This is a genomic window from Bacillus sp. UNC125MFCrub1.1, from assembly GCF_000701305.1.
In the GTDB taxonomy this organism is placed as follows: Bacteria; Bacillota; Bacilli; order Bacillales; family Bacillaceae; genus Bacillus; species Bacillus altitudinis.
Map to the genome: position 1 here is coordinate 20,829 of NZ_JNIG01000011.1, position 18,884 is coordinate 39,712.

The window sequence follows — 18,884 nt, forward strand, 5'->3', positions numbered from 1 at the left end:
ACTTTTCTCATTTTGTCGAAATGTTTGTTAAAAATGACTTTTTATCGTTGAAAAATCTCATTTTTCAAATTAGACAGTTCTTCTGTTTGATGAGATGATGATGGCACAAAAAAAGCCCTCTTCAGCAAAGGGCTTATAACACATCTGTTACGTGTTCCATATTCTCTTTTATCCAACTGACTGCTAATTCAAGCGTTGGAAATTCTTCCGTTTCAAATGTGACTTCATCTTGGAGAAGCCAGACGTCCTTTTTTACTGAATCCATTCCACCGATTGACCAGTGCAAAAGGCTATATGGATGATTATTATTTAAAAACGACACCCACGTTTTATTTTGTGCCGTATTTTGTATCACTTTCAGCTTTTGATCCACTACGTTTCCACCTTACTTTACAAGTATACCCATTCTCGGGCTGAGTATTTGTTGAGGACTTTTCAACATAAGTGTATTGGCTTTTTCATTAAAATCAATCGTCATTTCCTCGTCAAAAAACACCTTTTGTGCTGTGTGTATATATAGTTTTAAATGTTGGCTATTTTTAAGTGGTTCCCATTCACCTGTTCTTTCACTTGTTAACCAAAGCATTGGTACGCCACTCACTGCACAGCCACAACCTTCTGAATCGTAGCGAAGCAGTAACTCCTTCGTCTCGTTTCCTGTTTGCTGTTTTTCTATATATGTTTTAGCCAGTTCTGTGATGTGAATATACATGGCGAACATCCTTTTTAAATTGATGCTTACATTGTAACACATAAAACACCATAAAACATGACACACGACTAAATCCGAAAGTCATACTCTTTGAAATACACGCTCTTCTCACTAGGATTATATCTATCTATTGGCTCTTTCTGCATCCTGTTTTTTAGAATTATACTGATGACGCTATCAATTTTAAAAAGAAGAAACAGGAGGTTTTAGATCGTGAAAAAAAGATTATCTCTCTGCTTTATCGGGGCGCTGATATTGATGTTGAGTTTCACTATGCCAAACATGAAAGCGGCATCTATCCTTGATGAAGTACGAGAAAGCTATGCGACTTATACGGGATCTGGTTACTCAGGGGGCGCCGCTTTATTAGATCCTATTCCCTCTGACATGAAAATTACAGCTTTAAATCCCCATGACTATAACTATAAAGGGGTAAATGCGGCACTTGCAGGGGCTTACCTTGAAGTAACGGGGCCAAAAGGAAAAACCGTTGTGTATGTAACCGATAAATATCCAGAAGGAGCAAAAGGAGCTCTTGATCTTTCTCCTAATGCCTTTACCAAAATTGGCAATATGGAAGATGGGAAAATCCCGATTAGTTGGAAAATTATAAAAGCACCGATTAGCGGAAATGTAGCTTACAGAATAAAAGAAGGTAGCAGTGAGTGGTGGGCTGCGATTCAAGTGCGCAATCATAAATATCCGGTTATGAAAATGGAATATTACAAAGATGGAAAATGGGTGAACATGGAAAAGACAGACTACAACCATTTCCTTGGCTTTCATATGGGGTCTACATCTCTTCCTGTTCGAATCACAGATATTCGCGGGGTCATAGTAAAGGATCAATTACCCGCTCTTCCGTCTACTGCTGCTTCACAGGCCTATATTGTAAAAGGCAATGTTCAGTTTCCTAATTAACGAGATGAAGAGGCAGCTTATTTAAGAGCTTCCTCTCTTCCTTCTCTATCCCAGCGATATGCCTCATTTTCTATTTCTTTTATGATTTCATTCTTTCCTGCCATATAGCTTTGTATATCTTCCGGATACTGATTTGCTAATTGTTCCTTGACAGACGCATACGCTACAGCTCGTTCTGGGTGGACTCTTAAGTAATCTCGAAACAATAAATGTCTTTTCACATCAGGATGATTTCTTTCATACACATGGACATGATGCGTACGATTCAAGCCACCCTTTTGAAAAAAACGTCTCCCTTTTATACCATTTTCACCGAGCACTTCGTATCCAAGGTGTTCAAATCTCTCTTTTTTCCTATCAATCTCTTCTATATCGCTTACTTCTATTAATATATCTATAATTGGTTTGGCAACAAGTCCTGTAACTGACGTGCTGCCAATATGGTATCCTTCTATCCAGCTCTTTTGAATGATTTGCTTGAGTCGCTGCTTTTCTTGACGGAATTCTTCATGCCATTCTTTTTTGAATTCGACAACCTCAACCTTGCGTCGCGGTGTCCATTTCATTTTTGATAGGGTGAGCTCTTTTGCCACATGAATCACATTTGTTTCAAAAAACCCCAATTTTTCATATAGCCTTTTTGCAGGGGTGTTTTCTTGCCCTGTGGTCAGTTCTATCGGGACATTCTTCTCCATAATTGTCGACATAAGTCTTGTTCCAATACCCTGCTTTAGCGCTTTTGGATGCACAGCCAATCGACTAATGATCAAACAATCTTTCAGCTCTTCATAGGAGACTACACCTAATAAGAGATCATGTTGCTCAAAACCAATAAATTGCTCTTTTGCTTTCATGACATCTTGAATGGTCTCTTTTAATGGCGGAAGATCAGCATAGCCAATTTGTTCAGCTTCTTGTTGGTATGCAGCTAGTTGAATATGTAAGATCTGCTTTGCTACATCACTTATTGTGTGATCTAAATGAACAATCATTTCATTGCCTCCAGCTTCTTCACAAATAACACACGGTCTTCATGAATGCCATCGTAATCTGAAAAGACTGAGATGCCATCTACTGTTTTATCTCCCTTTTCTATCTGAAACCCGAGTTTTGTATGGTAAGCAATGGAGACTTTATTGATAGGAGCTGTGACAGCTTTAATGGTTGTTCTTCCTTCCTTTTCAGCCGCTTCATAAAAAGCTTGATAGAGGATTTTGCCTATCTTTAATTTACGGTGATCTGGGTGGACGCCAACAAAGTGAATATAGGCTTCATCCGAATGAGATTGCGATAAAAAGCCAACCAAAAAGCCGATCAGCTCTCCCTTTTCAACGACAACAAAACTTGTTTGCTGGAAATGTTCAAAAAAGAGCTTTGGCAATTTTGCACGCAAATCTCTGCCTCCCCACCAGCTTTGAATGACGGATGTGACTGCGTAAAAATCTGACGGTTTCACTTGACGTATCATGATGGCCTCGCCCCTTTTTCCATTTTGGCTTTCCTTTGATTCGTTTTTTCTCAAAAATGCGATTGTTTCAATAGTCTACTGTCTGATCAAATGGTTGTAAAGACAGTATGCCCGTCTTTTTCATGTTCACTTGTTGGTTCTTCGTCTTTCAGCCGTCATCTCCTTTTAAATCTTCACACTTATTTCAAAAAGTTCACTTTTTGTGCGAAAGTTTCATTCATTTGTTATGTTAAGATGGTTCATATAGGAAATGGTACAAATGTTTATTGGAGATGATGAGATTGGTTTGGGTTGTTATTTCGCTTGTTGTGTTTAGTCTTTTAAAGCTGCTTGTCACCTCTTTGCCTTCTGGTGTTGTTGAGCGCCTTTTTAGCCGCTACGCCGTACATGCTAAAGTAACAAGTGAGCAAACAAATATTACTTTTCAAGGTCGTTCGCTTGATGAGCAGCGAGCATCTGAAATCATTCAACATTTTAATGATGCGATCTTTATTGAACGCTATTATATTTACCCTGGTGATGAAGAGCGCTTTCTTCATCCGAATGAAGGGCCAGCGCCGCTTACTATGCAAACAAAGCATGGGAAACATGATGTCACCCTTTATCTATTCCATTATGATGACCATGTGGATGTGGTTCGGCAGTTTACACATAAGCCAAAGAAAAAGCTGATGGCTTATCGTCTGCGTTCTGAACCGCTCCAAACATTCCACAACATGGCACATGCCTAACAATCGTTGCAGCAGACGAGACGAAGTGTTCATCACTTCGTCTTTTTTGTATGGACAGCTTTTGAATGATTTACCAGTATGAATTTCACCTCATGTTGTTTACAATAGATACAGAACATACGTTCTAAGAGGTGAAGTACAATGAATGAACGAGCCATTCTGCTTGTGGATATGCAGTCATTTTATGCATCAGTTGAGAAGGTGGAGGCGCCTCATTTGGAGAATGTGCCGCTCATTGTCTCTGGAGATCCAGAACGAAGAAGCGGAGTCGTCCTGGCAGCCTGCCCTCTCGCGAAGAAACGTGGCGTACAAAATGCATCAAGGTTATGGGAAGCACAGGAGAAATGTCCTGAAGCAGTGGTCGTACGTCCACGTATGCAGCGCTATCTCGATGTCTCTGTCATGATTACAGAACTGCTTGAACAATACACAGACCTTGTCGAGCCATATTCCATTGATGAACAGTTTCTTGATATTACAGGCAGTCTTACACTATTCGGCTCTCCACATGAGATCGCTCAACATATACAAACAACGATTATGAACCAGACTGGCATTTACGCACGTGTGGGCATAGGCCCTAATAAAGTGCTCGCTAAAATGGCCTGTGACCATTTTGCCAAAAAAAACAGATCCGGCATCTATGAACTGAGTGCCGACCGGGTTGCCACTGATTTATGGCCGCTTCCCATTGGGAAATTATTTGGCGTCGGCAAACGAATGGAGCATCATTTGAAACGAATGGGCATCAGTACTATTGGCACACTTGCTACTTATCCGTTAGACCGATTAAAAAAACGCTGGGGAATCAATGGGGAGCTTCTGCAGCGAACAGCTTTAGGACACGATCCCTCTCCAGTCACTATTCACACACATGATCAACAAAAAGCCGTTGGGCATCATATGACCCTTCCCCGTGATTACGCATCTCTTGAGGAGATCAAAGTCGCTCTTCTTGAATTGAGTGAGGAAGTCGCTCGGCGGGCACGTTTTAAGCATTATCTCGGTCAAACAGTGTCTGTTGGTGTAAGAGGGGCTGATTTTTCACATCCAACAGGCTTTCATCGACAAATGAAGCTTCATTCACCGACACAGTATGGCTCAGATATTGCAGAGGCAGCGATTCAGCTATGCCAGCAGCACTGGGATGGTCAGCCCATTCGCAGTGTAGGCATTACCCTCTCACAGCTGCAGCCTGACAGCCACTATCAGCTGACTTTATTTGATCATCATTTGAAGAAAGATCAACTCAGCAAAGTATTTGATGAAATCCATCTGAAATATGGACCTGCGGCATTATTGCATGCTTCGTCACTGACAAGCGCAGGGCAGGCATATCACCGCGCCGAGAAAATTGGCGGGCATTACAAATAACGGAGGCGAACAAGCATGAATCCCAATAAATTAACACCTGGATACAACATCATGTGGGAATCAAGCCGAATGATGCTACCAGAGCACCGAGAGCAACTACTTGCTCAAAAACGAAAGAAAAAAGAATATACACCTCTACCGCTCAGCTCCGATCAGCTAGAGGAAATGAATGTTTTGATCACACAGTCGATTACCGAGGATCAAGCGATTTGCGTGACATATGTCTCATCAGGCATGAAAGCACAGTTTTGGGGCTGGGTGAAAGCCATTCATTATGAAACACGCCGAATGAAAATCGTGAATGACGAAGATGTGCTAGACCTTTCCTTACATCAAATTATCGCCATCGACCTCAATTGATTTTCGCAAAACGAAAACATGATCATTGAAAAACACGCTTCGTTTTTCTGAAAAAATTATGATCCATCAAGGCTTAAAACCTTGAAAACGAGGCATATGCTCTTCGAATGAACGGAACGGTTCAAGCTTCTCTGTCATTTGACGGATGACTCCTCCATCAAATTGTGTATTTAATTTGCACAATTTTTCATGTATGATTGGAACATCTTACAAACTCAGGGGAGACACAGCATGAAAAATAACTTACGCACTTTACATCCACTTAGTTGGACGATCATCATCGGCACGATATTTGGCCGAATGGCGACATCCATGAGCATTCCCTTTTTAGCCGTTTATTTGACACAAGTCAAAGGCGCCTCAGCCTCTTCAGCTGGATTGATCATTGCCGTCAGCTCTCTTATTGGGATTGTTGCGAGTTTTTACGGCGGCTATGTTTCCGACCGAATCGGCAGAAAAAAGGTCATGCTTTTATCCATCTTTGGCTGGACACTTGTCTTTGTTGGCTTCGCGTTTGCAGATGCCATTTGGGTCTTCTTTTTTATGAATGCTTTAAATGGACTGTGCCGGGCGCTGTTTGAACCAACGTCTAAAGCACTCTTATCCGATGTCACCCCATCGAGCATTCGGTTGTTTGTCTTTAACTTACGGTATACGGCCATTAACATTGGTGTCATTTTCGGCCCGCTGCTTGGCTTATATCTCGGGTCATCAAAAACGACTTTTCCATTTCTCGTCGCTGCCCTCATTTACTTGTTGTACGGGTTAACGCTGGCATGGCAATTTCAAAAGCATCCAGTGGCTGCTCCAGAAAGTACCAAACAAATCGGCGTCAAAAAAGCTCTTTCCATTATTCAGAAAGATACGGTCTTTAGCATCATCCTCATTGGCGTTACTTTATGTTCATTTGGCTATTCACACCTAAGCTCAACACTGCCTCAATATTTATCGGCATCCCCTATGATTGAGGATGGCCCTAAACTGTTTGGGTATCTTTTATCCTTAAACGCAGTGGTTGTCATTGTCGTTCAGTACCCGCTGATTATGATCGCTAAGCGCTATTCAACGATTTTGTCGTTAACGACTGGGAACGTGCTTCTAGCAGGCAGTTTGTTTGCCATTGCTTTTTCACAAAGTCTCGGTACGCTTGCTTTCATCATTGTCGTGTTTACGATTGGTGAAGTGCTGCTCTTTGCGATGATGGATCTGTTTGTAGACAATATTGCAAAACCTGAAGTGAAAGGGTCATACTTCGGCGCAATGGGGTTTTCTCAGCTCGGCAGCGTCGTCGGACCGTTTGTCGGAGGATTGTGTATTGACTTATTTGGCGCAGCCCATCCCCTTTCTATTTTTTCAGTCTTGGCGATTGTCACCGCTGCAGGCGTTCCATTTTTACTCATCGGATACTACCGCCTAAAAAAACGAACGGCGGCTGCCGTGGCTGTGAAAGTAAGAGGAGGTCATTAAAAAACCGCTCTCAATTGAGCGGTTTCAGCGTGTAGACAAACCCTCGCATTCTTTGTCAGTCCTGCGCGCTGGTACTCACGAATGTCAAATTCGCTCCGTAAAAGTAGCTGTCCTTCCTAGACTTCAAAGGTTTTCTATCACGCTGAAAAGAAGACAAAGGGCTAAAATAAAGTTCATTTTAGCCCTTTGTCAACAATCTAAAACCGCTCTCAATTGAGCGGTTTTCTTTATACCCTGCGGATGGCGATCTCTTCCACCTTATGCTGATCGCCTTTTTTTAAAATCAAATCGGCTCTATATTTTGTCGGCAAAATATTTTCATATAAATTTGGCCGGTTCACTGTATTCCAAATCGTGCTTGCCATCTGATCTGCTTCTTCATCCGTCAAATCTTTGTATTGATGAAAGAAGGATTCAGGGTCTTGGAAGGCTGTTTCCCGCAGCAAACGGAACCGTTCTTTATACCAGCATTGAATTTGCGTCTCAGCGGCATCTACATAAATCGAAAAATCGAAGTAATCTGATACAAACACGCGCGGCTCATCCTTCAGATCATCCAGTGCCGGTGATTGCAACACATTGATCCCTTCAATGATGACAATATCTGCATCCTCTACTGTTTCATACACCCCTTCAAGACGATCATAGGTCAGATGTGAATATACAGGTGCATGCACAGTTTGTTTCCCTGATTTTAATTCATTTAAAAACGAAAGTAGCGCTTTAACATCATAGCTTTCCGGGAAGCCTTTCTTTTCCATCAGCCCCCGATCTTTTAACTCTTTTTGAGGATACAAAAAGCCGTCCGTTGTTACGAGACTCACCTTCAGCCCATCTCCAAGCCTTGATAAAAGTGTTTCAATAATACGTGCTGTCGTGCTTTTTCCGACGGCCACACTTCCTGCAATCCCAATTAAAAAAGGGATTTTCGCATGATGCGGGTAGTTTAAAAAAGCATTGACATGCTGATTTTTTTGTTTTTCTGCAAAGACGTGTAATGTCAGAAAACGAATAAGCGGTATGTAAATATCTCGAACTTCTTCTAGCGATAAGTAGTCGTTTAATCCTTGAAGTGCCCTCACTTCTTCTTCTGAAACAGATACCGGCATATATTCTCCAAGAGCGGCCCATGCCTCTCTCGTATGGCGTGTATATAGTGTATTAAAATCTAGTCGTTCGTCACCCAAAGTCTTTCCCACCAATCTAAACTAAACTCATAACCAAAAAGACGATAATCCGATTGTAGCTTAAAATGAAGGCGCTGTCTTTATTTTTCAACGAAAGTTTGCTTCTTTTGCGAAAAAAAAAGCATTAAATAAAGGAAAATGAGGGTAAATAAGAGTATTCAGTTTGATAGATAGAAGGGAGCACACCAAATGAAATATGTGATGATTGGCGGAGATGCAGCAGGAATGAGCTGCGCTATGCAAATATATAGGGAGGATCCAGACGCGCAAATTGTAGCTTTTGAAAAAGGAGAGATTTTCTCATATGGACAGTGCGGACTCCCCTACTTGATCGGCGGTCTCATTGATCATCACAGAAAACTCATCGCACGCAGCGCTGACACCTTTCGTGACAAATACGGAATTGATGCCAGATGCTTACACGAAGTGACCTCAATTGATCCAGAGCAAAAAACAGTATCGGGTATTCATTCTAAAACAAAAGAGCCCTTTACAGAAACGTATGACCGTCTGTTAATTGCGACAGGAGCAAGCCCCGTCACACTTGATCTAGACAGTCATTCATTAGAAGGTGTCCACGTATTAAAAACAATCCCGCATGCGCTGTCTATTTTAGACAATCTCAAAAAAGACGTCACACATATCACGATCATCGGCGGAGGATATATCGGTTTAGAAATGGCAGAAAATTTAAAAGCGCTAGGCAAAGACGTTCATATCATTCAGCGGGGTGCAACACTTGGGCCAGGCTTTGATCCCGATATGGCAAAATATCTGAAAGAAGAAGCGGACAATCAAAGCATTCACGTGGTACTTGGTGAAACAGTGCAAAAATTAAAGGGCAAGACACATGTAACAGCTGTTCAAACAGACAAACAGACCATTGAAACAGATATGGTCATCATTGCCGTTGGCGTCACTCCGCAAACATCCTTTTTAGACAGCACAGGAATTCAGCGACTTCAAAATGGTGCAGTCGTTGTGAATGAATACATGCAGACGAATGTACAAGATATCTATGCGGCGGGGGACTGCGCAGCGACCTATCACCGTATCAAAAAAGAACTGGACTATATTCCGCTCGGCACGACAGCAAATAAACAAGGAAGAATCGCAGGCTTTCATATGACAGGAACAAACCGCGCGTTTCAAGGCGTCACCGGCACAGCGGTGATGAAATTTATGGACGTGACAGCAGGGCGAACGGGTTTATCAGAGAAAGAAGCAAAAGACGCGGGCCTTCCTTTCTCCACCATCACCATCGACAGCACTGACCACGCTGGATATTACCCAGATGCAGAGAAAATGAAAGTGAAACTGATTTACAGAAGCGATGATCACACCTTGCTTGGCGCACAAATCATCGGTAAAGAAGGTGTTGATAAACGAATTGATGTCATGGCAACGGCTCTTTATCAAGGGCTGACTGTGACAGACCTTGAAGATTTAGATATTAGCTATGCCCCCCCTTTTAACAGTGTATGGGATCCACTTCAGCAAGCGGCAAGGCGGATATAGAAAAAGGAGTGAAGCCATTGACCATTCAACAAATTGCTACTATTGAAATTCCTGTGACTGATATCCCCCGAGCTGTCTCTTGGTATGAACAGATTTTAGAGATGATCGTTTTACATCAATCAGAAGAAGCCGCCATGCTCACTTTTACTCATGGCGAGGGACCTTCTTTTTATCTCGTCAAAACAAAACACGAGAAACGAATCTACTTTATGAACTCTTTTACAGGAGTTCGGCATAGTATGATCGATTTATTTGTGAAGGATTTAAAAAACTTTCACCAGTATTTAAGCGAGCATGCAGTGACTGTATCGGATATTCAAATATTAGCTGACCCAGACTTAGGCGGTTTTAGCTTTGAAGATGTTGATGGCAATGTCTTTGGCGTCACCAATATCAAGCCCCATCAAACAAAAAAAGAAACCAGCCTGTGACCGGTTTCTTTTTTTGTTATTTTTTCATCATCGCTTTACGTGCTGCTTTTTCAAATAAAAACGGGAATAATTGATACAATTTACTGCCAGCATTCATCCATCCTGGTAAATTAATCTCTCTTTTTTTCGTCATCATGGCGGATACGACCTTCCCTGCTACCTTGTCAGCACTGAGCATCATAAAATCAACATTTTTCACATATTCACCACTGCGGTCTGCAATGGTAAAGAAGTCTGTGGCAATCGGTCCTGGATTGACGGTTGTGACATGAATTCCGCTGTCTGCCAGCTCCATTCTGAGGCTGTTTGAAAATCCGAGAACCGCATGCTTTGATGCGGAATAGATGGCGGATTTAGGGGTGGCAATTTTGCCTGCCTGTGACGCAATATTGATAATATGTCCCTTCCCTCTTTGTTTCATCTCAGGAAGGACCTTTTTTGTGCAGGCAATTAAACCAAAGACATTGACCTCAAACATCGACACCATTTCTTCAATGGATGCGTCTTCGACGAGATCGAACACACCAAAGCCGGCATTGTTCACCAAAATATCAACAGCACCCACTTGTTGATAGGCTTGATCAATGTCCTCAAGCTGACTGACATCAAGCTGAACGATGTGACATACGCCGCCAGCACTTATAATCTTTTCTTTTACACCTGCGAGCTTTTCAATTCGTCTTGCCGACACAATGATTTCTGCTCCTTCGGCTGCTGCCAAGTACGCCATCTTTTCACCAATACCGCCTGAAGCACCTGTAATCCATATTCTCTTTCCTGTTAGTCGCCCCATTTATTTCACTCCTTCAGTTGCTCGATAGTAGAGGGTTCCGTCTTTTTGCACTTCTTCAATTTGTCCAGCCGCTAAAAGCACATCAAGCTGGCCGACTGTCTCAGACATTGTCAGAAATAATGCTTCTTCATACAGGCCCGGAAATAAGGTGCGGCAAAGATGAAAGGCGGTCATTTCCTTTCGTTGAAGCAGCTGATACATCGTATTTGCCCGTTTTTCCTGTTTTTTAAATCTTTCTTCGATCAATTCGTGATGAGAGGTAATGAGCTGGCCATGCCCTGGATAAATCGCCTGAATGGGCAAATGCAATAAACGCTCGAGTGATGCTTTATATTGAAGCAGCGATTTTTGACGTTCTGTTCCTTTCATTGGCGCTTCCATTAACGGATTGGAAGAAATGGTTGTAAGCAGCAGATCACCGCCGATGAAATTCCCTGTTGTTTCATCTAAAAAAGAGAGATGAGATTGTGCATGTCCTGGGGTCTCCAGCACTTGGAAATGCTCATGTCCCTTCAAACGATCGCCTTCTTTTATGACGTCATCGACATGTGCCGTACAAGAATATGTATAGGACTGCCTCACCATTCTTTCACACTCACCTTGACGAAGTGGGACACCTAACTGCTGAAAAAAATCATTCATAAAATGGATTTGACGCTGTTTAAACGCTGCATCCTGACTAATATAGGGCTCATTTAACTCGTGTCCGATGACACGGACATGGGGTTTCATCAGATCTAAAAGACCGACATGATCTGCATGATGATGTGTCAAAACCACTTGATCAATATCATCTATTGATAAATGATGTTCCTTTAATTGCGTGACAAAGGCATGCTGCGCCTCTTGTGTCATCGGTCCGGAATCAACTAAGGTCACGGCATCGCCTTTTAATACATATGCATGGACATCCCCCACCGCAAACGGTGTAGGGATGGATAATTGAATCATTTCTTCTTTCACTTTTATACGTCATCTCCTGCTTTTTGACTCATAGATCATCTGAACTTCCTCTTCTTTATTCATTGTATCTTGCAAAGGGCAGACTGTCATGCGGTTTAGATGGTCATTTTTTTATCTTTCCCTATTGACACAAACTTGTCCATCGTTGCATAATGAACAACAAATATAAGATGCGCGATGACAAGGATTAGTAAGCAAAATAATGATGCAAGAGAGTGAGGTCCGCAGGCTGTAAGGCTTCACCATCCTCTTATTTGCTGAACCTGCCCTTTGAGCTGTTAGGCAAACCTAAACGTTTCCCGCGTTAAGGGACTAGAGCTGAGTATGTATGATGGCATGCTAATTGAGGGTGGTACCGCGAAAAACCTTTCGTCCTTTGCAGACGAGAGGTTTTTTTATTTTCTACAAGGAGGAGCAGCTTATGAGTAAAATTGGATTTATTGGTGCAGGCTCAATGGCCGAGTCTATGATTAAAGGTCTTTTAAAGAGCGGCATTATGTCAAATGAAGATATCATTGTCACAAATAAAACAAATGAAAAACGATTAGAAGAATTACATGCACGTTATGGAGTCAAAACAGATTTCGCGCGTTCCTTTATTTATGAAGAAGCCGATATGCTGGTGTTTGCTTTAAAACCAAAAGATGCGGAAAGTGGCATTTCTGAAGTAAGGCCCCATTTAAATGGACAGCTGATTATTTCTATTTTAGCGGGCATTTCTATTGAAACCATTCAGCATTATGCTGGCGCAAAAACGGCGGTGGTTCGTGCGATGCCAAATACATCAGCAGCCATACAACAATCAGCTACCGGCATTGCTGTCAGTGATGAAGTCACAGAGGCGCAAAAGGAAAAAGCAGTTCAACTGTTTGAAACGATCGGTCATGTGACGGTTTTAGATGAATCACAGCTGAATGCGGTCACAGCCATTGCAGGCAGCGGTCCTGCCTTTATTTATCATTTGATTGAAGGAATGGAGCGAGGTGCATCGGAACTTGGGATGGACCAAGAGACAGCGAAATTGCTCATTTGTCAAATGATTGCAGGCGCTGCAAATATGCTTCAGGATAGCGGTAAGGAACCTGCTGAATTGCGCAAAGAAATTACGAGCGAAGGTGGAACGACAGAAGCAGGACTGAATACCCTTGCTTCCTATCAATTTGAAGAAGCAATTGTCGATTGTGTGAAAACAGCGACAAAACGCGCAGCAGAATTAAACGACATGTTTTCAGCGAGTACGTATAAGTAAGTGAGAAAAGCACCTGCCTTGATGACAGGTGCTTTTCATCTATCACTCGATGCTCTCATGGACATGATGGCTTTGATTTGATCGAGGTGATGAATTTCATGTAAAGCAATGGTTTCAGCTAAAATTTGGACTGTCATCATCCCTTCTTCAGGATGGAGGCCTGAAAAATCCCATGTATCCTTTTCTAATAGCTGCAGTGTTTTGTTTCTGCTTTCTTTTAGGCGTTCAATCAATGCACTGACCTCTTGTGCGGTATACATTTCATAAGCTCTTCCCTTCACATATATCTCTGGATCATATGATGCGAAAAGCGTGTGCTCATTTGATATTGCCTGCTCTATCCGCTCTGACCAGACTTCTTCTGTATCATACAAATGTCCAACAATTTGTTTAATCGACCACTTGCCTTCCCCAAAAGATTCATCTAATGTAGCCTCATCACATGTCCATACTAACTCCTCAAGCTTACGCAAACTCTCATGAAGTGATCTCATGATCTCTGTTTTTGTTAGTACTCCTGTTTTCACTCTCACAATCCCCCTTCAAATATGTAAGTATTATTCTATATCATACTCTATTTCTTTAGACAGAAGGTGATTGATATCAAGAAAAGCCCTATCATGACGATAGAGCTTTCACTTAATTCTTTTCTAATAAAGCATGAATTGTTGATTGTAAGAGCGACGGCAAAACGCCAAAAGAGAATGGGACATGCAGCCGTTCTGTCCATTTGTGCGCATCCTTTCCTAATGGACCAACGTTGATGACAGGAACGTTAAGAGCTTCTTTTTCTCCTTGTGGTAACGAGTAACCTTTTTGGTATAGCGGCATGTTGGCTGTATAATCCTCTATATCTTGATTTTCAAGCTGTAAGTAGCTTAAATCAGATAAACCAGGAAAATATTTGACTTCTTCTACTTCGATTCCATAGATCTCTTTTGCTTCTCTTTGAATCTTCTTTAAGGTCGTTTGAATATGCAGATCATCTGTTGAAGAAACAGATGGGTAAAATGGCGGACTATAAAACAACACAATCAGTGCTCCATCTTCCTTACAAAGGGTCGTCAGTTCTGATACAATTTTGGTTGAAAAATCACGATCCCCTAGCTCACCCCGGTTGGCAAAGGCGTAGTTGACAATTCGCTCGACCTCCTGCTTGCCGGATCGTTCAGCAGCTTTTTCGTACAGCTCATGATACGTTAACACCGTGATGTTTGTATCAATGGGTGTAAAATGTTTAAATCGTTGAAATGCAGCGGTTTTCTGTTTGAGATTGGCTTCAATTTGAGCTGCTGCTTGTTTCGCAGTTTCATAGAGGAGCCCGTGAAGCTCTTCACTAGAGCGGTTCATCATCAGCACATTAAATAAAGAAACAGCCGTGTGAGGCGTTTGAACAGAGTAAGCTTCTTTCAAATCCTTTTGCATCAAATTGGTCGGAGGCGGTGTCACTTCACCATCTACTTCCTCACAATAATCACTATTCAGTTCTAACAGCCTGTTTAATTCAGATACCATAAAATTTGCATTTAATCCTGAGAAGGGCTCACCTACATGTGTTTCAATTCCTTTGCAGAAAAATCCCGCAAGTACCTTCCCTATACTACCTGTATAGATGTATTGGTGCGCATCCCCGGGATACTTTTCAAACATCGGCTCACTGTTTAAACAAGCGGTATACTCAAGGTCATACTTCTGCTTGAGCTCCTTTAGTTTCGGAACAGCCTCCAGCATCCCCTGTGAATTCACTTCTTCATCTGGCACTGTGACGAGCAGAATATTTCCTTCAAACCTCCCCGCCATCGCTCTTTCCAGCATGGAAAGCTGGACAGTCAGGCCTGCTTTCATATCCATGGACCCTCGTCCAAACAGCCAGTCACCTGAAGCTAAATCCTCTCTTGCCCTTTTTGGAAGAAGTGCACTTTTTTGAGAAAAGGACGCCATTAACTCTTCGGGCTTACACGCCATATTTTGAAATTCTCCGTAATCCTCTGTATCGACGACATCAAAATGGCTGAGGAGTAAAACAGTATGTGGCAGCGTACTTCGTTTGACAAGTGCCGTTAAAAAATATCGGCCATCTTTCATTGGATGCAAAGCCAAGTGATCAGGATGCTGCTCAAAATATGGCCGCTCCCTCAGCAAGTAATATAAATATTCCGCTAATGCGACTTCTCCCGTTGTACCAGATATGCTTTCATACTGCATCAGAGCTGTGAGTAGCTCCTTTAGTTCACTTTCCGTTTGCCATTTCATCCGTTTATCCCCCTTTGATGTCCATATCTTTCATTATACAAAATCATGTTCAAAAGCTATATGGTTTGAGCACCTTTTATGACGAATGTTTGAATGACTGTTATAATCGGCTATACCATTCTATGAGGAGGCGAAGTTAATTGGAAACAAAGCTTTTTTCACCTTGGACATTAAAAGGTGTCACACTCAAAAACCGCATCGTCATGTCCCCGATGTGTATGTATTCATCCTATGACCGTGATGGAAAATTACAGCCTTTCCACTTTGCACATTATGTTTCCCGCGCGCAAGGTCAGGCCGGATTAATTATGGTCGAGGCAAGTGCTGTTTCACCTGAGGGAAGAATTAGTGATCAGGACCTCGGAATTTGGAGTGATGAGCACATTGAAGGGTTTGCCTCATTAAACGAACAAATCAAAGCGTACGGAACAAAAACCGCCATCCAGCTAGCCCATGCAGGACGCAAGGCTGAGCTAGATGGTGACATTCTTGCTCCATCCAGCATTCCATTTGACGAGCAATCTAAAACACCTCTTGAGATGTCTATCGATCAAATAAAAGACACCGTTCAGGCGTTTCAAGATGCCGCTGTCCGCGCCAAGAAAGCTGGATTTGACATCATTGAGATTCATGGTGCGCATGGCTATTTGATTAACGAATTTCTCTCACCGCTTGCCAATCACCGGACAGATGAATATGGCGGTTCACCAGAAAATCGTTATCGCTTCTTGAGAGAAGTGGTTGATGCAGTCAATGAAGTGTGGGATGGACCATTATTTGTCCGTGTATCCGCTTCTGATTACACAACAAAGGGACTAGATATTGCAGATTATATTGGCATTGCCGCATGGCTGAAAGAGCAAGGAGTCGATCTAATTGATGTGAGCTCAGGCGCTGTGGTGCAAGCCAGTATTAACACATTCCCCGGCTACCAAGTCACCTTTGCTGAGAAAATAAGAGAAGGTGCCGGCATCCAAACAGCCGCTGTCGGTATGATCACATCTGGTATACAGGCCGAAGAAATTTTACAAAATCAGCGTGCTGACTTGATCTTTATCGGCAGAGAATTTTTACGGGATCCGTATTTCCCAAAAACAGCCGCTAAAGAGCTTCGTACATCCATCGAAAGCCCGCGCCAATACGATCGTGCTTGGTAACATCTCTAAGCAAAAAGGTGTCTATTTTTTGAAATAGGCATCTTTTTTGTTTTTAAGAGAAACATCTTTGCCTTTTGTGCCGTCTTTTAGCTAAAGAACCACTTAGAGGAGATGGAAGAATGAACTCGGCATTGATTGAAAGAACGTATCATATAGATGGACATCACTTTTATACAAGGCATCGTCAAGGGAAAAAGGAAGCCACCATTATTTTTGAAGCAGGATATGGAATTTCAGGCGATACGTGGGCGAATATCGCTCGTGATATTGACCCAGAGCTTGGTGTTTTCTTATATGACCGTTTAGGTAATGGAAAAAGCAGTGATAGCAAGGAAGGAAGAACTTTGCATGATCTTGCGGATGATTTAGATACACTTTTACATCAAGCCAATATTCAGCCGCCATTTCTCATTGTGGCGCACTCATTTGGCTCTCTTGTCAGCCGCTTATGGGCAAGCCGCAGAAAAGAAGATGTTATCGGTATGGTCCTTCTAGACCCAGCAAGTGAGGAGCAAGAGCAGGTCATTCTGCCGCTCTTATCAAAGGAAGAACGCACTTCATATATGGCGCAATTCACAGCAGAATGTACACATGAGGACTTTGAGCAAATGCTGCGTACGATCAAAGAGGAGCAAACGCATTATGGGATGATGCCCCTTCTTGTCATTTCATCAGGCAAAAGCCGCTTGTTTCATCCAGCACATGAAGCTTGGCTGAGGCTCCATAAACGAATGCTCACATTGTCATCCCAAAGCGGATGGATTCAGGCGCAGAACAGCTCGCATTATATTCATCACGATGAACCACATATTGTGCAGCTTGCGATTTATGATGTATGGTGTGCAGCAAAACAGCCTGCTACTTATTATCAAACAGCTAACTAAAAACAAAAACTCCTTGACCGGACATCAGTCAAGGAGTTTTTCCGTTATACCGTTGGTGCTGATTGACTTTTCTCAGACAGCAGCTTTTCAATGCTGACAAGCTGAACGCATAACGTAAAGATGTCAATCGCCTGCTCTAGTTCTTCAAGTGTTGGGAACGTTGGCGCAATACGGATATTGCGATCAAGCGGGTCGTTACCATAAGGATATGTCGCCCCTGCACCTGTTAGTGTCACACCGGCTTCTTTCGCTTTTTGCACAACAGCTTTTGCACAATGATCGAGTGTATTTAAGCTAATAAAATATCCGCCATTTGGTTTGTGCCACTCAGCGATGCCTGTTCCACCAAGCTTTTCATCAAGGATCGAAAGAACGAGGTCAAATTTCGGCTTAATAATCGCTGCATGCTTTTTCATATGTTCCTTCAATCCTTCTGGATTCTTGAAGAAACGAAGGTGTCTTAATTGATTGATTTTATCTGGCCCAATGGTTTGAACTGATAGCTGTTTTTGAATAAAGCTGACGTTGTCCTGACTAGATGCCATCAGTGCAACACCCGAGCCTGGGAACGTAATTTTAGAAGTAGAAGCGAACATAAACACACGGTTTGCATGTCCTGCTTTGTCTACTGCTTGAAAAATATCTTTTAACGTATCAGGCGTATCTGTTAGATGGTGGACTGCATAGGCATCATCCCAAAAAATACGGAAGTCGTCTGCTTTTGTCTGCATGGAAGCAAGACGGTCGACAACCTCATCTGAATACGTAATGCCGTCAGGGTTGCTATATTTTGGTACACACCAAATCCCTTTGATGGCTTCATCTTCTGCAACCAATTTTTCTACCTGATCCATGTCAGGTCCATCCGACTTCATATCTACCGTAATCATCTCTATGTTAAAATGCTCACAAATGGCAAAATGACGATCATACCCTGGGCTTGGTGCAATGAATTTTACCTTTGGAAGCTCTCCCCAAGGTGTTTTGCTGCCATATACGCCGTGAGTCATAGCACGTGCAATCGCGTCGTGCATCATATTCAGACTAGAATTACCGCCAATGATGATTTGTTCTGGCTTCAGATTGAGCACACTTGCAAAAAACTTCTTTGTTTCAGGAAGGCCTGTCAAGCCGCCATAGTTTCGCACATCTGTACCATCCTCAGCTGTCATTGCATCCTTTGATGTCACGACATCGAGCATGCCCATAGATAAATCGAGCTGTTTTGGTGAAGGTTTCCCTCTAGACATGTCTAAGTGTAAGTTTTTACTTTTGTACGTTTCATATTCTTTTTGTCGTGCTGCATATAGGTCATTTAATTCTGCTTCACTTAACGCTGTAAAACCGCTCATCTTTGATTGTGCCTCCCGTATTCTTCATAGTGTAATTCGTCATTTGTTTTTTCTTCACCATTTT

General features: G+C 42.3%; 20 protein-coding genes and 1 other annotated feature. Of the genes, 10 read left to right on the top strand and 10 right to left on the bottom strand.

Going from position 1 to position 18,884, the window contains the following annotated elements; genetic code table 11:
- Nucleotides 1-133: 133 nt before the first annotated feature.
- Entirely contained in the window at nt 134-373 is a 240-nt protein-coding gene (locus N521_RS07475; RefSeq protein WP_008343836.1) for a YqkC family protein, read from the bottom strand.
- Between the two features lie 12 nt (nt 374-385).
- Nucleotides 386-712 (bottom strand): iron-sulfur cluster biosynthesis family protein, encoded by a 327-nt coding sequence (locus N521_RS07480; protein WP_024718944.1) that lies wholly within the window; start codon nt 710-712, stop codon nt 386-388.
- A gap of 258 nt (nt 713-970) precedes the next feature.
- Between N521_RS07480 and N521_RS07485 the strand changes: the two genes are divergently transcribed.
- The gene (locus tag N521_RS07485; protein ID WP_175580636.1) at nt 971-1,633 is read left to right on the top strand and encodes an expansin ExlX; all 663 of its coding nucleotides are present in this window, start codon (nt 971-973) and stop codon (nt 1,631-1,633) included.
- A 17-nt stretch (nt 1,634-1,650) separates the two neighbouring features.
- Here N521_RS07485 and N521_RS07490 read toward each other — a convergent pair whose 3' ends face one another.
- A complete protein-coding gene (locus tag N521_RS07490) occupies nt 1,651-2,625 on the bottom strand; it encodes a GNAT family N-acetyltransferase (protein ID WP_035390739.1) in 975 nt (324 codons plus the stop codon).
- Nucleotides 2,622-3,101 (bottom strand): GNAT family N-acetyltransferase, encoded by a 480-nt coding sequence (locus N521_RS07495; protein WP_007501073.1) that lies wholly within the window; start codon nt 3,099-3,101, stop codon nt 2,622-2,624. The genes N521_RS07490 and N521_RS07495 overlap by 4 nt, the downstream gene beginning before the upstream one ends.
- Before the next feature lie 281 nt (nt 3,102-3,382).
- On the opposite strand from N521_RS07495, the gene N521_RS07500 reads away from it, so the two are divergent.
- The 4 genes from N521_RS07500 to N521_RS07515 all read left to right on the top strand — a co-directional run bounded on the left by N521_RS07500 (nt 3,383) and on the right by N521_RS07515 (nt 7,033).
- Entirely contained in the window at nt 3,383-3,832 is a 450-nt protein-coding gene (locus N521_RS07500) for a YfmQ family protein (RefSeq protein ID WP_024718948.1), read from the top strand.
- Nucleotides 3,833-3,973: 141 nt separating this feature from the next.
- Nucleotides 3,974-5,206, top strand: a complete 1,233-nt coding sequence (locus N521_RS07505; RefSeq protein ID WP_035390741.1) for a DNA polymerase IV — start codon at nt 3,974-3,976, stop codon at nt 5,204-5,206.
- Between the two features lie 15 nt (nt 5,207-5,221).
- On the top strand, nt 5,222-5,566 hold the full coding sequence (locus tag N521_RS07510) for a YolD-like family protein (protein ID WP_035390743.1): 345 nt from the start codon (nt 5,222-5,224) through the stop codon (nt 5,564-5,566).
- Nucleotides 5,567-5,797: 231 nt separating this feature from the next.
- The gene (locus tag N521_RS07515; protein ID WP_035390745.1) at nt 5,798-7,033 is read left to right on the top strand and encodes an MDR family MFS transporter; all 1,236 of its coding nucleotides are present in this window, start codon (nt 5,798-5,800) and stop codon (nt 7,031-7,033) included.
- 227 nt (nt 7,034-7,260) lie between these two features.
- On the opposite strand, the gene coaA is transcribed toward N521_RS07515, so the two are convergent.
- On the bottom strand, nt 7,261-8,220 hold the full coding sequence (gene coaA / locus N521_RS07520) for a type I pantothenate kinase (protein ID WP_008342294.1): 960 nt from the start codon (nt 8,218-8,220) through the stop codon (nt 7,261-7,263).
- Nucleotides 8,221-8,409: 189 nt separating this feature from the next.
- Here coaA and N521_RS07525 point away from each other — a divergent pair, with 189 nt between their 5' ends.
- Together N521_RS07525 and N521_RS07530 are read left to right on the top strand one after the other, a co-directional pair.
- Nucleotides 8,410-9,738 (top strand): CoA-disulfide reductase, encoded by a 1,329-nt coding sequence (locus tag N521_RS07525; RefSeq protein WP_035390747.1) that lies wholly within the window; start codon nt 8,410-8,412, stop codon nt 9,736-9,738.
- An 8-nt stretch (nt 9,739-9,746) separates the two neighbouring features.
- A complete protein-coding gene (locus N521_RS07530; protein WP_225310449.1) occupies nt 9,747-10,169 on the top strand; it encodes a VOC family protein in 423 nt (140 codons plus the stop codon).
- A 16-nt stretch (nt 10,170-10,185) separates the two neighbouring features.
- On the opposite strand, the gene N521_RS07535 is transcribed toward N521_RS07530, so the two are convergent.
- On the bottom strand, nt 10,186-10,962 hold the full coding sequence (locus tag N521_RS07535) for an SDR family NAD(P)-dependent oxidoreductase (RefSeq protein ID WP_025207582.1): 777 nt from the start codon (nt 10,960-10,962) through the stop codon (nt 10,186-10,188).
- Nucleotides 10,963-11,925: an MBL fold metallo-hydrolase gene (locus N521_RS07540; protein ID WP_035390752.1), complete on the bottom strand. Its 963-nt coding sequence runs from the start codon at nt 11,923-11,925 to the stop codon at nt 10,963-10,965. It lies immediately after the preceding gene.
- A gap of 168 nt (nt 11,926-12,093) precedes the next feature.
- Nucleotides 12,094-12,305: a binding site (T-box leader), on the top strand.
- Nucleotides 12,306-12,346: 41 nt separating this feature from the next.
- Between N521_RS07540 and proC the strand changes: the two genes are divergently transcribed.
- Entirely contained in the window at nt 12,347-13,174 is an 828-nt protein-coding gene (proC, locus tag N521_RS07545; RefSeq protein ID WP_008342285.1) for a pyrroline-5-carboxylate reductase, read from the top strand.
- A 35-nt stretch (nt 13,175-13,209) separates the two neighbouring features.
- On the opposite strand, the gene N521_RS07550 is transcribed toward proC, so the two are convergent.
- Together N521_RS07550 and N521_RS07555 are read right to left on the bottom strand one after the other, a co-directional pair.
- Nucleotides 13,210-13,701: a DinB family protein gene (locus tag N521_RS07550; RefSeq protein WP_035390754.1), complete on the bottom strand. Its 492-nt coding sequence runs from the start codon at nt 13,699-13,701 to the stop codon at nt 13,210-13,212.
- 112 nt (nt 13,702-13,813) lie between these two features.
- The gene (locus N521_RS07555; RefSeq protein WP_035390756.1) at nt 13,814-15,427 is read right to left on the bottom strand and encodes a M20/M25/M40 family metallo-hydrolase; all 1,614 of its coding nucleotides are present in this window, start codon (nt 15,425-15,427) and stop codon (nt 13,814-13,816) included.
- 140 nt (nt 15,428-15,567) lie between these two features.
- Between N521_RS07555 and namA the strand changes: the two genes are divergently transcribed.
- Complete coding sequence (gene namA / locus N521_RS07560; protein ID WP_035390757.1) at nt 15,568-16,584, top strand: NADPH dehydrogenase NamA; 1,017 nt, start codon at nt 15,568-15,570, stop codon at nt 16,582-16,584.
- A gap of 119 nt (nt 16,585-16,703) precedes the next feature.
- A complete protein-coding gene (locus tag N521_RS07565) occupies nt 16,704-17,468 on the top strand; it encodes an alpha/beta fold hydrolase (RefSeq protein WP_035390759.1) in 765 nt (254 codons plus the stop codon).
- A gap of 44 nt (nt 17,469-17,512) precedes the next feature.
- On the opposite strand, the gene N521_RS07570 is transcribed toward N521_RS07565, so the two are convergent.
- Nucleotides 17,513-18,820, bottom strand: coding sequence for an aspartate aminotransferase type Ic (locus N521_RS07570; RefSeq protein ID WP_035390760.1), 1,308 nt, complete (start codon nt 18,818-18,820; stop codon nt 17,513-17,515).
- Between the last annotated feature and the right edge of the window lie 64 nt (nt 18,821-18,884).